12 protein-coding genes are annotated in these 14,310 nt (G+C 71.5%); 2 read left to right on the top strand and 10 right to left on the bottom strand.

Annotated elements, in window-relative coordinates; translation table 11 throughout:
• Window positions 1-160: 160 nt before the first annotated feature.
• From EIL87_RS01020 to EIL87_RS01005, 4 genes are all read right to left on the bottom strand, one after another.
• Window positions 161-2,545: an ATP-dependent Clp protease ATP-binding subunit gene (locus tag EIL87_RS01020; RefSeq protein WP_233575919.1), complete on the bottom strand. Its 2,385-nt coding sequence runs from the start codon at window positions 2,543-2,545 to the stop codon at window positions 161-163.
• A gap of 267 nt (window positions 2,546-2,812) precedes the next feature.
• Window positions 2,813-3,220, bottom strand: a complete 408-nt coding sequence (locus EIL87_RS01015; protein ID WP_125088210.1) for a hypothetical protein — start codon at window positions 3,218-3,220, stop codon at window positions 2,813-2,815.
• A 261-nt stretch (window positions 3,221-3,481) separates the two neighbouring features.
• The gene (locus tag EIL87_RS01010; protein ID WP_199740184.1) at window positions 3,482-4,147 is read right to left on the bottom strand and encodes a phosphoribosyltransferase; all 666 of its coding nucleotides are present in this window, start codon (window positions 4,145-4,147) and stop codon (window positions 3,482-3,484) included.
• Window positions 4,148-4,224: 77 nt separating this feature from the next.
• The gene (locus EIL87_RS01005) at window positions 4,225-5,988 is read right to left on the bottom strand and encodes an ABC-ATPase domain-containing protein (protein ID WP_125088208.1); all 1,764 of its coding nucleotides are present in this window, start codon (window positions 5,986-5,988) and stop codon (window positions 4,225-4,227) included.
• A 270-nt stretch (window positions 5,989-6,258) separates the two neighbouring features.
• Here EIL87_RS01005 and EIL87_RS01000 point away from each other — a divergent pair, with 270 nt between their 5' ends.
• Entirely contained in the window at window positions 6,259-7,095 is an 837-nt protein-coding gene (locus EIL87_RS01000) for a lysozyme (RefSeq protein WP_125088207.1), read from the top strand.
• Between the two features lie 66 nt (window positions 7,096-7,161).
• Here the strand turns inward: EIL87_RS01000 and EIL87_RS00995 are convergent, their stop codons facing one another.
• Complete coding sequence (locus tag EIL87_RS00995; protein WP_125088206.1) at window positions 7,162-8,295, bottom strand: LCP family protein; 1,134 nt, start codon at window positions 8,293-8,295, stop codon at window positions 7,162-7,164.
• Between the two features lie 177 nt (window positions 8,296-8,472).
• Window positions 8,473-9,729: an aspartate aminotransferase family protein gene (locus EIL87_RS00990; RefSeq protein WP_125088205.1), complete on the bottom strand. Its 1,257-nt coding sequence runs from the start codon at window positions 9,727-9,729 to the stop codon at window positions 8,473-8,475.
• 143 nt (window positions 9,730-9,872) lie between these two features.
• Between EIL87_RS00990 and EIL87_RS00985 the strand changes: the two genes are divergently transcribed.
• Window positions 9,873-11,351, top strand: coding sequence for an NAD-dependent succinate-semialdehyde dehydrogenase (locus EIL87_RS00985; RefSeq protein ID WP_125088204.1), 1,479 nt, complete (start codon window positions 9,873-9,875; stop codon window positions 11,349-11,351).
• A gap of 78 nt (window positions 11,352-11,429) precedes the next feature.
• On the opposite strand, the gene EIL87_RS00980 is transcribed toward EIL87_RS00985, so the two are convergent.
• From EIL87_RS00980 to EIL87_RS00965, 4 genes are all read right to left on the bottom strand, one after another.
• The gene (locus EIL87_RS00980; RefSeq protein ID WP_233575959.1) at window positions 11,430-12,122 is read right to left on the bottom strand and encodes a GntR family transcriptional regulator; all 693 of its coding nucleotides are present in this window, start codon (window positions 12,120-12,122) and stop codon (window positions 11,430-11,432) included.
• A gap of 28 nt (window positions 12,123-12,150) precedes the next feature.
• Complete coding sequence (locus tag EIL87_RS00975; protein ID WP_125088202.1) at window positions 12,151-12,885, bottom strand: maleate cis-trans isomerase family protein; 735 nt, start codon at window positions 12,883-12,885, stop codon at window positions 12,151-12,153.
• Window positions 12,886-13,020: 135 nt separating this feature from the next.
• Complete coding sequence (locus EIL87_RS00970) at window positions 13,021-13,791, bottom strand: maleate cis-trans isomerase family protein (RefSeq protein WP_125088201.1); 771 nt, start codon at window positions 13,789-13,791, stop codon at window positions 13,021-13,023.
• 12 nt (window positions 13,792-13,803) lie between these two features.
• Entirely contained in the window at window positions 13,804-14,298 is a 495-nt protein-coding gene (locus EIL87_RS00965) for a DUF3830 family protein (RefSeq protein WP_125088200.1), read from the bottom strand.
• Between the last annotated feature and the right edge of the window lie 12 nt (window positions 14,299-14,310).

Raw genomic sequence — 14,310 nt, 5'->3', positions numbered from 1 at the left:
TGCAGACCCGACGTTGCCGTGCCAGACCGGCCCGAGCGACCGACTGGGTGTGCGCGGCGACCACCACCTCCCGATCGCCCCTGGAGAAGTCCAGGTCACGGTGCAGCTCACCACATCTGCGGTGGCGTCGGGCGTGCTCGCCCGCCGCTGGTGCCCGGGGTCATCCGAAGGCGCTGGACCTCTGGGCGGGCAGCGGGGAGTTCTCGCCGCCGCCGGCGGCGTGGCGGCCTCCGGCGACCGGGCGCCACACCTGCCCCACCGACAGCTGCAGCTGGTCGCCGATCGCCTCGACGGTGATCTCGTCGCCTGCCGTGGCCTTGCCGGCGAGCACGAGCTGGGCCAGGCGGTTGTCCAGCTCCCGTGAGATCACCCGACGCAGCGGTCGCGCGCCGAACTGGGGTTGGTGGCCGCGTTCGACCAGCCAGTCCAGCCCGGCGTCGGTCACCGACAGCCGCATGCCTTTGTCTTCGAGCTGGGTGCGGGTGCGTTCCAGCAGCAGCCGGCCGATGGTGCGCAGGTGTTCGAGGCCCAGTGGCCGGAACAGGACCACGTCGTCGATGCGGTTGATGAACTCCGGCCGGAAGAAGGCCCGCAGCTCCTCGAGCACGACCAGCGCGGCATCACCGGTCTCGGCGCCGGCGTCGAGGATGCGGTCGGCGCCGAGGTTGGAGGTCATGATGATCACGACGTTGCGGAAGTCGACCAGCCGGCCTTGCGCGTCGGTCAGGCGTCCGGCGTCGAGGACCTGCAGCAGGGTGTTGAACACGTCGGGGTGGGCTTTTTCGACTTCGTCGAGCAGCACCACCGAGTAGGGCTGGCGGCGCACCCGGTCGGTGAGCTGGCCGGCTTCGCCGTAACCGACGTAGCCGGGTGGGGCGCCGATGAGCCGGGAGATGGTGTGCTTCTCCTGGTATTCGCCCATGTCCAGGCGCAGCAGCCGGCCGGCGTCGCCGAACAGCGCGTGGGCCAGGGCGCGTGCCAGTTCGGTCTTGCCGACGCCGGTGGGGCCGAGGAACAGGAAGCTGCCGATGGGTCGTTCCGGGTCGGCCAGGCCCACTCGGGCTCGCCGCACGGCTTCGGCGACCGCGGCCACCGCGGCGTCCTGGCCCACGACCTTGGCGCGCAGTTGTTCCTCGAGCTCCAGCAGCCGGGTGGCGTCCTCGGCGCTGAGGTCGGCCACGGGGATGCCGGTGCGGCCGGCGACGACGTCGGCGACGTCGTCGGGCATCACCGTGGGTTCGAACACCGCGTTGGCGCGGACTTGGCCGCCGCGGCGCAGCCGCACCCGGCTGCAGGCCTGGTCGAGCAGGTCGACGGCTTTGTCGGGCAGGAACCGGTCGGTGATGTAGCGCTGGGAGAGCTCGGCGGCGGCCTGCAGCGCGCCGGTGTCGATGCGCACGCGGTGGTGGCGCTGGTAGCGCTCCTGCAGGCCGCGCAGCACGGTCACGGTGTCCTCGACGCTGGGTTCCTCGACGGTGATGGGGGCGAAGCGCCGCTCCAGGGCGGGGTCCTTCTCGATGTGCTTGCGGTACTCCTCGACCGTGGTGGCGCCCAACAGCCGCACGTCGCCGCGGGCGAGGGCGGGTTTGAGCATGGTGCCGGCGTCCATGGAGCCCTCGCCGGCCCCGGCGCCGACGATGCTGTGCAGCTCGTCGATGAACACCAGCACGCTGTCGCGGTGCGTGCGGATCTCGGTGAGCACGTCGCGGAAGCGGGACTCGAACTCGCCGCGGTACTTGGCTCCGGCGATCATCCCGGCCAAGTCCAGCGAGACCACGCGCAGGTCGGCCAGCGACCACGGGACCTCACCGGCCACGATGCGCCGCGCCAGGCCTTCCACGATGGCGGTTTTGCCAACTCCGGGGTCGCCGATGAACACCGGGTTGTTCTTCGAGCGGCGCCCCAGCACTTCGATGGCCTGCTCGATCTCCTCGTCGCGGCCCACCACCGGGTCCAGCTTGCCGGCCCGGGCCAGTTCGGTGAGGTCCATGCCGAACTCGTCGAGCCGGGGTGTCAGGCTCAGCACCCCGCGCCCGTCGCCGCCTTCGCCGAGCTCGATGGCTCGCGCCAGCGCCCGCCCGGCCACCGAGTCGGCGTCAGCGGCCAGCCCGAGCACCACGTGCCGGGCGCCGACGACATCAGCCCCCTCGGAGAGGGCTTGCCGGTAGGCGCCCAGCAGGGCGCGCCGGGCTGCGGGTGAGAGCACCGGCTGGCCTTGCAGCAGGGGTTCTTGCACGGCGATGACCGCTGAGCGCACCGCTTCGGCCAGCTCCCCCACCCGCACCCCGGAGGAGGTCAGCAGTTCAGCGGTGGCGTGCACGCGGGTGACCGCCCACAGCAGGTGGGTGCTGTCCAGTTCCCGCGAGCCCCACTCCACTGTGGCCCGAACGGCTTTGGAGACGACTTCGTGGGCTTGCTCGTCGAGCAGGGTCGACAACGCCGAGGACTGGGTGGCGGCATCACCCGAGCCGGCCAGCACGTCGTGGAACAGCGAGTCGAAGGCGCTGGAAGAGTCTTCGGCACCGCCGCGATCCAACCGGGCCACCTCCACACGCGCCACGCCGACAAGCACCGGCCGAACACGGCACGGCCGGTGGTCTCCCGGGCTTCGAGCGGACCAGCCTCGGCCCCCTGCCGCGCCGGTGGCTCGACCGGTGCGCCCCGCAGCGCTCCGGGATGCCTCCGGACGCTTCCGTGCCGTCCGCGAAAACCCCTGCGCACGGCCTGATCTGGCACCCCGGGACCGGGCTGGGCCGCGCGTGATCATTGTGGCACGACGGCCGGTCCCGCCCGGCCCGGGGTTGCGGTGTGCTCAGCTGGCTTGCTGTTGTGCCTGCTCTATGGCGTCGGCCAGCCGGGAGAGTTCCTTGCCGATGTGCGACAGGCGTTCGGACATGACGCTGGCGTGCCCGGACAGCGGGCCGACGTGACCGGCTGCGCGCAACCACTCGGTGACCCCGGACAGGCCACCGGACATGCCCTCCACGGTCAGCGAGAAGCCACGCATGACCTTCTCGATCTCCTCGACCGAGTGGGCCACGCCCGGGTCGCGCAGGCGCTCGCCCAGCGCCACGGTCGCCTCGCCGACCTGCCGGGCAACCTCCGAGGAGTAGCCCGACTCGCCTCCGGCGTCCTCACCGCGCCTGCCCGAGCGGCGCGAAGGCGGCCCGTGCTTGCCCGCCTGGGTCGACGAGTCATCGGAATGTCCAGCGGCAGTCATAGCGAACCAATCAACCGAATCCAGTACCAACTCCACCCCGACCGCCACGCACCGCACCGATCCGGCCCGGGTTGTCCGGATCGCGGGCTTGTCGCAGCACAGGAGTAGGTGCGGAGAGGTTAGCGCGTCCCACGCGATCGTGGTGAGGCCGATGCGCAAGCTCGGCACCGGGCGGGCGCGCAGCGGCGGTGATCACCGGAGGCGCGAGCGGACACCACCTGCGCAGATCACCTTCCGCCACGATCACCGCGCCCGGGGTGATCAGCTCTGGTCGGGCTCGCCGAGCTCTTCGAGCAGCGTGTTGATCTCCTCGTCGGTGGTGGCGGCGAAGTTGCGGTACCACTGCCCGACCGCGGCGAAGCCCACCGGCTGCAGCACGCACACCACCGCATCGGCCTCCGAGCGCAGCGCCCGCACCGACTCCGGTGAGCCCACCGGCACGGCCAGCACCAGGCGGCGCGGTCCTGCTCCGGCGAGCATCCGCAGCGCGGCGCGGGCGGTGGCGCCGGTGGCCAGCCCGTCGTCGACCAGCACCGCATCGCGGCCGGGAAGCTGCACCGGGTGGCCGTGGTAGAGCTCCTCGCGGCGGGCGGCTTCGGCGCGTTCCCGCTCGCAGGCCTGCGCGAGGTCCTCGGTGCTGAGCCCGAAGGAGCGCACCAGGTCGTGGTCGTAGCTGGGCGGCCCGTGGGCGGTGACCGCGCCCAGGGCCAGTTCGGGCTGGCCGGGGGCGCCGATCTTGCGGGCCACGCACACCCGCAGCGGCGCGCCCAGGGCGCGGGCGACTTCGGCGGCCACCGGCACTCCTCCGCGGGCCAGCCCGAACACCACCGGGTCCGACAGCTCCAGGCCGCGCAGGTGCCCGGCCAGCACCTGACCGGCGTGGGTCCGATCGGTGTAGCCGGTCGAGCGGGGTAACCGGGATCGCATCTGAGGCATCAGCGGCCTCCCACCACATCGGGGGCAGTCCGAGGGTGCCCTGCCGGGCGGCGCGGGCAAACGCCTGCTCAGGTGCGGGTGTCGCCGATGCGCAGCACGCGCAGCCGGTTGAGCGCCGCGGCGACCTCCAGCGGCCGGGGCACGGCGAAATCGCCCACGAACTTCTCGTCCACCGCGTGCACGCCGCGTTCGGCGATGTCGGCACCGAGGACCTCCAGCGCTTCGCGCAGGGTGCGGCGCCCGTCGAGCAGCCCGCGGCGCGCCATGCCGACCAGGGCGAGCCCGATACCGGTGACTTGGGAGGAGTCGACGATCTGCTCCACGCCGCGCAGCTCGATGGTCGACTCGCCCAGGCTCAGCGCGTCGGTGCCGCGGGCGCGGATCTTGGGGCGATCGGTGCCGATGCAGGCCGGGTCGACCACCCGGTGGCGCATCGGCGGGTAGCCCTCGGCTTCGGTGTGCCGCCCGGTGGGGCGGGCTTCGGCGAGTTCGCGGGCCTGGGCGGTGACGTCGCGGGCCCGGTAGGCGTCCATCATCAGCACGTGGTCGGCGACGTCCATGTAGTCGCCCGAGCCGCCCATGACCAGCACGGTGGAGACCCCGTGGGTGGTGTGCAGGGGCCGGATGAGGTCGACGAAGGGCGTCAGGGGTTCGGCGTCCTTGGCCACCAGGGCTTGCATGCGGGCGTCGCGGATCATCAGGTTGGTCGCGGCGGTGTCCTCGTCGACCAGCAGCACCCCGGCCCCGGCTTCAACCGCTTCGGTGATCGAGGCCGCCTGCGAGGTCGAGCCGGAGGCGTTGTCGGTGGAGAAGTCGCGGGTGTCGGCGCCGGTGGGCAGGTGGGAGACGAACGGGCTGACGTCCACCCGGTGCACGCGCCGGCCGTCCTCGGCGCGCACCTTGACCGCATCGGTGCGGGCCACGACCAGTTCGCGGCCGTCGCCGGGCACGTGGTCGTAGACGCCGTGCTCCAGGGCGCGCAGCAGGGTGGACTTGCCGTGGAAGCCGCCGCCGACGATCAGCGTGATGCCTTCGGGCACGCCCATGCCGGTGATCTCGCCGCGGTTGGGCAGCTTGATGCGCACCCGCATCGACTCTGGTGAGGAGAACGGCACCGCCTCGCGCAGGGGACGTTCGTCGATGCCGCTGCGGCGCGGCAGGATCGCCCCGTCGGCGACGAAGGCGACCAGCCCGCGTTCAGGCAGGGCGGCGCGCAGGGCGTCGGTGTCCTCGAGGGAGTCGACGAACTCGCGGGCGGCCCGCTGGTCGGCCACGGCCCAGCGCAGGGCGGCGTCGACGACCTCGGGCAGTTCCTCGCACAGGGTGTGCGCGGCGCCGTGGCCGTCGATGCTGCGACCGCGGGCGGGCAGGTCGATGCCCATCCGCACTTGCACCGCGCCATCGGGGCGGATCTGGCAGGAGCTGCGGTCGAGGACCTGCTGGCCGCCGGCGTCGACGCGCAGCCGGCTTCCGGACAGCTCGCGGTGCAGGGCGCGCACGAGGTAGCCGGCCAGGGCGCGGGAACGCACCGTGCTGCTGTGCAGGTCGGGGGGCAGGTCGGCCACTTCAGGGTCGACGGTGACCTGCACGCGGCTGGCCGGGGCGTAGGGGTCGGGTTGGACGCGCTGGACCTGCAGGGTGAACTCGTCGAAGCGCCAGGCGCCGGTCAGCGACTTGTAGCGGCCGTAGCCGGAGCCGTGCATGCCGCGCAGTTCCTGCCGCAGCCGTGCGGCGTCGCCGCGTTCGGCGGCGGGGTCGCGGGGCTGGGGGGTGCCGCTGGTGCGGGGGCCGCTGCGCCGGGGACCGCCCCGGCCGCTGTGTCGCTGTGCCATGCCCACAGGGCTACCCCAGCCGGGGCGGAATCTCCACTCCACGATGACACAGGCCACAGTGGACACACAGTGGACGACGGAAGTGCTGCCGCGGAACGGGTCAAATGCGAAACACTCGCGCGTCGATAACCGGCGGGCCCGCACAGCCCGGGTTACCCTCGGTCCGCGCGCGCAAGATCAGCTTCCCGAAAATCTTTCACCCCGTCCTGTCCGGCTCTCGCACCGCCCGCCCACCACCGGGTTGCGCGGTGTCCAGTGAGGAGGCCTGCCATGTTCAACCTGCCCGGTCGCGTTCGGCGCCGCGCGGCAGCGGCACGCCGCAGCGGCACGGTGGTGGCGCTGGCCGTCGTGGCTGCGCTGGCCAGCGCCGCGTCGCCCGCGCACGCCGCCGCGCCCCGCTTGGACCCGCACGATCCCCACGGGGCGTGGATGGGCTACAGCGCCGAACGCACCGGGCAGCGCTCAGGCGTCCCGCTGCCGAAGGGTTCGGTGGCCGGCATGGACGTCAGCGGCCACCAGCCGCGGGTCGACTGGGCCCGGGCCCACGCCGACGGCGCGCGCTTCGCCTACGTCAAGGCCACCGAAGGCACCGGGTTCCGCTCCTCGAGCTTCGACGGGCAGTACCGCGGTTCGGCGGGGGCGGGCATGGTGCGCGGGGCCTACCACTTCGCCTTGCCCGACCGCTCCCCCGGCGCCGAGCAGGCGCACTTCTTCGTCGACAACGGCGGCGGCTGGGCGCCCGGGTCGGGCACGCTGCCCGGGGTGCTCGACATCGAGCACAACCCCTACGGCGAGACCTGCTACGGACTGGACCCGGCGGGGATGTCGCGCTGGATCGCTGACTTCTCCGGCACCTACCACGCCCGCACCGGTCGTCCCCCGGTCATCTACACCACGACCTCGTGGTGGAACCGCTGCACCGGCGGCAACCCCGACTTCGCGCCGAACAACCCGCTGTGGATCGCCCGCTACGCGCCGCAGATCGGGGCGTTGCCCGCGGGCTGGGGGTTCCACTCGTTCTGGCAGCACAACGACAACGGCCCGTTCCCAGGTGGTCAGGACGTGTTCAACGGCAACATGGACCAGCTGCACCGCTTCGCCGGCTGACCCCCGCGAACGCGAGAAGGAAAGGGGGCACCCCACCTGGGGTGCCCCCTTCTCTTCCTCGTGGCCTCAGGGGCCCAGCAGCTCGGGAGGGATCGGCTGGTCCTGGCGGATCGCGTCGAACATCTGGGCGGCCTCCTCCTTGTCCCAGACGATGACCGAGGCTCCGTCGCCGTCCTTGCCGAAGCGCCCGAACGGCGCCTGGGTGGTCACGCCCTGACCGCTGCTGACATCACCCATGGCCATCGCCAGCGACATCAGGTGCCAGATGTGGTCGGAGTCGTTGACCAGGAACGTCTTGCTAGCCCCGGAAGCCAGCGGGAACAGCCGGAACGGGTTGATCAGCGTCGCCGGGCTGGTGCCCTTGTCCACCAGCGCACCCAGCAGCTTGCGCTGGTTCTGGGCGCGTTCGAGGTCGCCGCCGTCCAGCGAGTAGCGGGCACGCACGAACCCGAGGGCCTGCGGTCCGTCGAGCTCCTGGCAGCCCGCGGGCAGGTGGACGTTGGCCTTCTCGTCGTCCATGGGCTTGTCCAGGCACATGTCGACCCCGCCCACGGCGTCGACGAGGTCGGCGAACCCGCCGAAGCCGATCTCGGCGTAGTGGTCGATGTGCACCCCGGTGTTCTGCTCCACGGTCTGGGCCAGCAGCTGCGGGCCGCCGAAGGCGAACGCCGAGTTCAGCTTGGTCTTGCCGTGCCCGGGGATGGCCACGTAGGAGTCGCGCGGCAGGCTGATCAGCGCCGGTTGTCCGCCGCCGGCGGGGATGTGCACCAGCATCATCGAGTCGGTGCGGCGCCCACCGGCATCACCGGCGGAGAGCTCTTCGCGCTGGGCGTCGTCGAGCCCTTCGCGGGAGTCCGAGCCCACCAGCAGCCAGTTGGTGCCCGCCGAGTCACCGGCCTGGCCTGCGAAGTCCAGGGCGGCGGTGCGCTGCAGCATGCTGTCGAAGTAGAACACCAGCCCGGCCAGCAGTGCCGCGACCACCAGCAGCGCGATGCCGATGCGCTTGCCCCAGCGGGGGCGGCGTCGCCGCGGCGGCGGCGGTGGGTGGCCGCGCTCGCCCGGCGGGCGTCCCGGTGGGGGTGGTGGCGGCGGCGCGGGGCGTCGCCCCTGCGGGGGTTGGGCGCCCCGGTAGTAGTCGTACCGCTGGCCGCCGTGTTGCTGCCTTCGCCTCGGCGGTCCGCCCGCCGACCAGTCGCTCATGCTCACACCTGCGTCGGTTGGTGACGGCGCGTCCCGCACGCGCCGCTGTGTGGCGTGCAGCATTGCAGAAGCACGTCGCGCAGGTGGCCGCCGCTATCGAACAGTAATCCGCGAAGGCGGATTTGTGCTGGTGGTGGGCGCGAGCGAGATCTCACACCCACCACCAGGGCGCGCGCTCTAGCTTGCCACGGCCGAGCGCACCGCGGTGGCCCACAGTTCGATCGCGGCGTCGACCTGCTCGGTGGTGACGATCAGCGGCGGGATCATGCGCACCACGTTGCCCGCCGGCCCGCAGGTCAGCAGCAGCAGCCCGGCCTCGGCCGCGGCCGCGTGGGCCCGGGCGGCGGTGGCCGCGTCCGGGGTGCCCTCCGGGGTGGTGAACTCGTTGCCCAGCATCAGGCCCAGGCCGCGCACGTCGCCGATGACGGGGTGGTCGGCGGCGACCTTGCGCAGCCCTTCGGCCAGCCGCGCGCCCTGCTCTGCGGCGTTGGCCACCAGGCCCTCCTGCTCGACCACGTCGAGGGTGGCCAAGGCCGCGGCGGCGGCCACGGCGTTGCCGCCGTAGGTGCCGCCTTGCGATCCCGGCCAGGCCTTGCTCATCAGCTCCTCGCTCGCGGCGATGGCCGAGAGGGGGAAGCCGCTGGCCAGGCCCTTGGCGGTGATGAGGACGTCGGGGCGGATGCCGGCGTGGTCGTGGCCCCAGAACCTGCCGGTGCGCCCCACGCCGGTCTGCACCTCGTCAACGATGAGCAGGAAGCCGTGGGCATCGGCGCGTTCGCGCAGCCCGGCCAGGAACTGCGGGGGCGCGGGGATGTAGCCGCCTTCGCCGAGCACGGGCTCGACGATGATCGCGGCGGTGTCGCGCGGCGAGGACTGGGTTAGCAGCAGCTGGTCGAACTCCGCCAGTGCCCGCTGCACGGCTTGCTCGGTGGAGCACTGCCAGCGGTAGGGCTCGGGGAAGGGCGTGAAGACGACCCCGCCCATCATCGGCCCGATCCCGGCGCGCACCTTCACCCCGGAGGTGGTCAGAGCGGCCGCGCCCATGGTGCGGCCGTGGAAACCACCCTCCAGGGCGATGATGTTGGGCCGTCCGGTTGCGTGTCGCGCCAACCGCACGGACGCTTCGACCGCTTCACTACCAGAGTTGACGTAGAAGACGCGGTCGAGCCCGGAGGGCAGCACGTCGCCGAGACGTTCGGTCAGCTGCAGCAACGGCTTGTGCATGACCGTCGTGTACTGGCCGTGGATGAGCGTGCCCACCTGCCGCTGGGCGGCCTCGACCACGCGGGGGTGGCAGTGCCCGGTGCTGGTGACGCCGATGCCGGCGGTGAAGTCCAGGTAGCGCCGGTCGTCTTCGTCGTAGAGGTAGACCCCTTCGCCGCGAGCGGCCAGCACCGGGGTCGCCTGCTTGAGCGCCGGGGAGAGCTCCGTCATGATCGACTCCAAGCGTGCGGAATGTAGGATTGTTGACAATCTAGGCAGTCATGCAACCATCAGCAGCGCCCGGTGTCCACCACCGAAGCGGTCTAGGTTGGTATTCAGCAGAACCGACGACACCCAGGAGGGTTCGCGCAGCGATGACCACCACCCCAACGCACCCCCGCGAGGCGACCGTCGTCGAGGCCGCCCCCAAACAACTGCTCATCGCGGGCAAGTGGCGCGACGCCACCGGCGAACGCACCTTCGCCGTCGAAGACCCCGCCACCGGCACCACCCTGTGCCAGGTCGCCGACGCCACCCCCGACGACGCCCGGGCCGCGCTGGCCGCCGCCCACGACGCCCAAACCGACTGGGCCACCCACCCGCCGCGCGAACGCGGCGAGGTCTTGCGCCGCGCCTACGAGATCATCGTCGAACGCCGCGAAGACCTCGCGCTGCTGATGACCCTGGAGATGGGCAAACCCCTGCCCGAGGCACGCGGCGAAGTCACCTACGCCGCGGAGTTCTTCCGCTGGTTCGCCGAAGAAGCCGTGCGCATCAGCGGCGACTACGCCGTGCCGCCCAACGGCTCCGGACGCTTCCTGATCACCCGCCAGCCCGTGGGCCCGGCACTGCTGATCACCCCGTGGAACTTCCCCATGGCGATGGGCACCCGCAAGATCGGCCCCGCCATCGCCGCCGGCTGCACCTCGGTGATCAAACCCGCCCACCAGACACCGCTGTCGATGCTGGCGCTGGCCGACATCCTGCGCGAAGCCGGCCTGCCCGACGGGGTGGTCAACGTCGTCACCGCCGCCGATGCCGGTGCGGTGATGGAACCGATGATCCGCGACCCGCGCGCCCGCAAGCTGTCGTTCACCGGCTCCACCGCCGTGGGCCGCAAGCTCATCGAACAATCCGCCGAGCAGGTCCTCAAGGTCTCCCTCGAACTCGGCGGCAACGCCCCGTTCCTGGTCTTCGACGATGCCGACCTCGACGCGGCGGTCGACGGCGCCATGCAGGCCAAGATGCGCAACATCGGCGAAGCCTGCACCGCCGCCAACCGCTTCTACGTCCACGCCGACATCGCCCAGGCCTTCGCCGACAAGCTCGCCGACCGCATGTCCTCGCTGACCATCGGCCGCGGCGTCTCCGACGAGATCCAGGTCGGTCCGCTCATCGACGGCAAGCAGCTGGGCAAGGTCACCGACCTGGTCTCCGACGCGGTCGCCCAAGGCGCGCAGGTCGTCACCGGCGGCGACCGCCACGGCAGCGACGGCTACTTCTACACCCCCACCGTGCTCACCGGCGTGCCCGAGCAGGCGCGCATGACCGCCGAGGAGATCTTCGGGCCGGTCGCCCCGATCACCACCTTCACCGACGAACGCGAAGCCATCGCCAAGGCCAACAACACCGAGTACGGCCTGGTCAGCTACCTGTTCACGCAGAACCTCCAGCGCGGACTGCGCGTCAGCGAAGCCCTCGAGACCGGCATGGTCGGGCTCAACCAGGGCATCGTGTCCAACCCGGCCGCCCCCTTCGGCGGGGTCAAGGCCTCCGGGCTGGGCCGCGAAGGCGGCAAGCTGGGCATCGACGAGTTCCTGGAGACCAAGTACGTCTCCATCGGCGGCGTCTGAGCCACCCACCGCACGAGCAGCGGGGTGCCGGTCCTCGACCGGCACCCCGCTGCTTCTTTCTTCACCCACCCAGGGGCGCTACTGGGCCATCGAGCCGTTGAGCCGCTCCATCGCGTCGTTCATGTGCGCCTCCAGCCGCGAGAGCAACAACGCCTCATCCCCGGCCTCGATCGCATCGACCAGCCCCTTGTGCTCATCGACCAGGGCCTGCACGTCGGCGTGGTACTTGTCCTGCAACGCCGTCAAGCACATCCGCTTCTCCACCAGCAACGTCTGCGCCATGCGCTGCAACCGCGCGCTACCGGAGACGCGCACCAGCGTCTCGTGGAACTCCTGATCGGCATCAGCCAGCTCGATGCCATCACCCTTGCCGGCCGCGGCCACCATCCGCGACTGCGCCGCGGTCAACTCCGCCACCGCCTCCACCCGGTGGTGACGCACGATCTGCTCGCAGGCAGCCCGCTCCACCGCCAACCGCGCCAAGTAGATGTCGGCGACGTCCTCGGTGTCCAGATCCATCACGAACAACCCGCGGTGCGGCTCACTGCGCAACAACCCCTCGGCCACCAGCCGCTGCATCGCCTCCCGCAACGGCCCCCGGCTGACCCCCAGCCGGGCCGCCAACTCCGCCTCCCCCAGCTGTGAGCCCGGAGGAAGCGACCCGTACATGATCGCCGCGCGCAACTGATCGGCCACGATCGCTGCAGTCGACTTCCGCTGCACCGGCTCCAACTCACCGGGCTGCTGGTCCTGCTCCTCGGTCCCGAGCACTGCGCTCACCATCTCCTCGTCCTGGCGGTCACCCCGAGGTGACCGGCCCGTTCTGGTCCGCGAACAGCGTTCCCAACCCCGCACGCGGCCGGTCGGCACCGGCCAGCCGCAGCGCCTCCCAGGCGCTGACCTGGTTGGCGGTGAGCACCGGTTTGCCCACCCGCTGTTCGAGCTCCTCCAACCACGCGGCGGTGTGCAGGGCCGTGTCGGGCATCAGCACCGCCTCGGCCCGCTCGTCGTCGTTGGCCGCGGCGAACTCCAGCACCGCCTCCCGACCGAGCGTGCCGACCTCGGCGGCGGTGACGATGCCCCGGCTGGACAACCGCACCACCTCCAGGTCATACCCCTGCAGGAACTCCACGAAGCGCTCAGCCACATCGGCCGGGTAGGTCGCGGCCACCGCGACCCGCCGCAACCCCAGCCGCGCCGCGGCGTGCACGAACGCGAACGAGGTGCTCGAGGTGGGCACGCCGGTCACCGCCTGCAGCTTCTCGACCTGCTCGCGCGCCCCGGCCTGGCCGAACACGAAACTGCCGGAGGTGCACGCCCAGATCACCGAGTCCACCGCGCCCAGCGCGCGAGCGCCCTCGGCCAGCACCTGCTCCGAGCCCACGTCCAGCAGCGCGTCCACCCGGTGGGCGTCCTCGCGCATCAACGTGTGCACCAGCGGCAGGCGCACGTCCTCGCCGAGCAGGTTCTCCAGGACCGGGTAGTCGTCTTCGGCGCTGTGGCCGGGATACAGAATTCCTGCGGTGTGCGGCACCGGGGAGCTCCATCCTGTGCTTGTCACGTCCAGCGGCCACGACCCTGGGCAACCCCACCACCGTGGGTGTCGGATTGTCGACAATGTTACCGCAGGGTGCACGGCGACCAGAACGTCCGTGATGTCATCTTTACGTCAGCGGGCGCACGCAGCCGGCACGTCCACCGCCTGCATCAACCGCTGCTCGGCACCCACCGCCGACAGGCCCATCTCGCGCAACGCAGCCCAGATGGTCACCTGGTTGGCCGTGAGCACCGGCTTGCCCAACTCCTGCTCCAGCGGGCCGATCAAGTCGTAGGTGGGCAGGTTCGTGCACGAGATGAACATCGCCTCGGCCTCCGGGCGATCAGCCGCGCGCACGATCTCCACCACATCGGCGTAGCAGGTCTTCCAGATCTGGCCCTCCAGCCCCAGACCGACGCTGGAGACCACCGCGATGCCGTGCTCGCCCAGGTACGACACCAACCGGTCGGTGATGCTCACGACGTAGGGCGTCGCGATCGCCACGCTGCCCACCCCGAGCACCTCCAGCGCCGACACCAGCGCCCCCGAGGTCGTCACCGCCGCCGGCGCACCGGCCTCGCGCATGACCTCCACCAGCCGCCGCTGCCCACCGGCACCGTCGACGAAACTGCCCGAGGTGCACGCGTAAGCCACCACCTCCGGCTCGGGCACCAGCAGGTCACGGGTCGCCGCGTGCACGGAGGCCTCGTCGGAGACCCGGTTGGCCTGCTCCACGCTGACCGGCACCGGCACGAACGCCGTGCGCGTCAGGTACAGCGAGACCTCAGCCGGAGCCCACCGCCACAGCTCACGATCCAGCGCCAGGTCGAACGGGGCGATCACCCCGATCCCGCGCTGCGGCCGGGGCCCGGGCACCGCGCCGAGGAAGTCTTCAGGTGCCATCGGCGGCCTCGCCTAACGCTCGATGCGGTCGTAGCGCAGCGTTTCGCCCACGCTGCCGGAACGCCACACGTCGTTGCAGGCCTCGGCCATCTCGGCCAAGCCCTCCACGATCGTGGCGTAGACGTTGCCGGGAACCCAGCCCACGTCGCCGTTGAGCAGCAGGTTGTTGCGGCCGTAGAAGATCGCCAGGTCGATCACCCCCGGCAGGTCCTCAATCCCCTTGTCCTGCTTGAAATCCCGGTCCAACATCCCGCCCGGGAAGGAGAAGTACACGACATCACCCGGAATGGGAGTGACCGTCGGGTTCTCCTGGCCCGGCTCGTCCACGGCGAACCGCGGCACCATCGTGTAGACCTCGTTGCGGGCGTACTTGGCGTGGTGCACCGGCCCGACCTGCGGCAGCGCGTTCCACACCGCCTCGCAGGTGCGGGGAGCGTCCTTCTCCAGCAGCTCCGCCACGCACGACACACCGCGCTTCTCCAGCGTGATCGACAGGTACCTGGGCATCGTGATCCATTC

Source organism: Saccharopolyspora rhizosphaerae (assembly GCF_003931915.1).
Classification (GTDB): domain Bacteria; phylum Actinomycetota; class Actinomycetes; order Mycobacteriales; family Pseudonocardiaceae; genus Saccharopolyspora; species Saccharopolyspora rhizosphaerae.
Note: the sequence above shows the minus strand (reverse complement) of the source record. Positions and strands in the feature narration are given on the sequence as shown.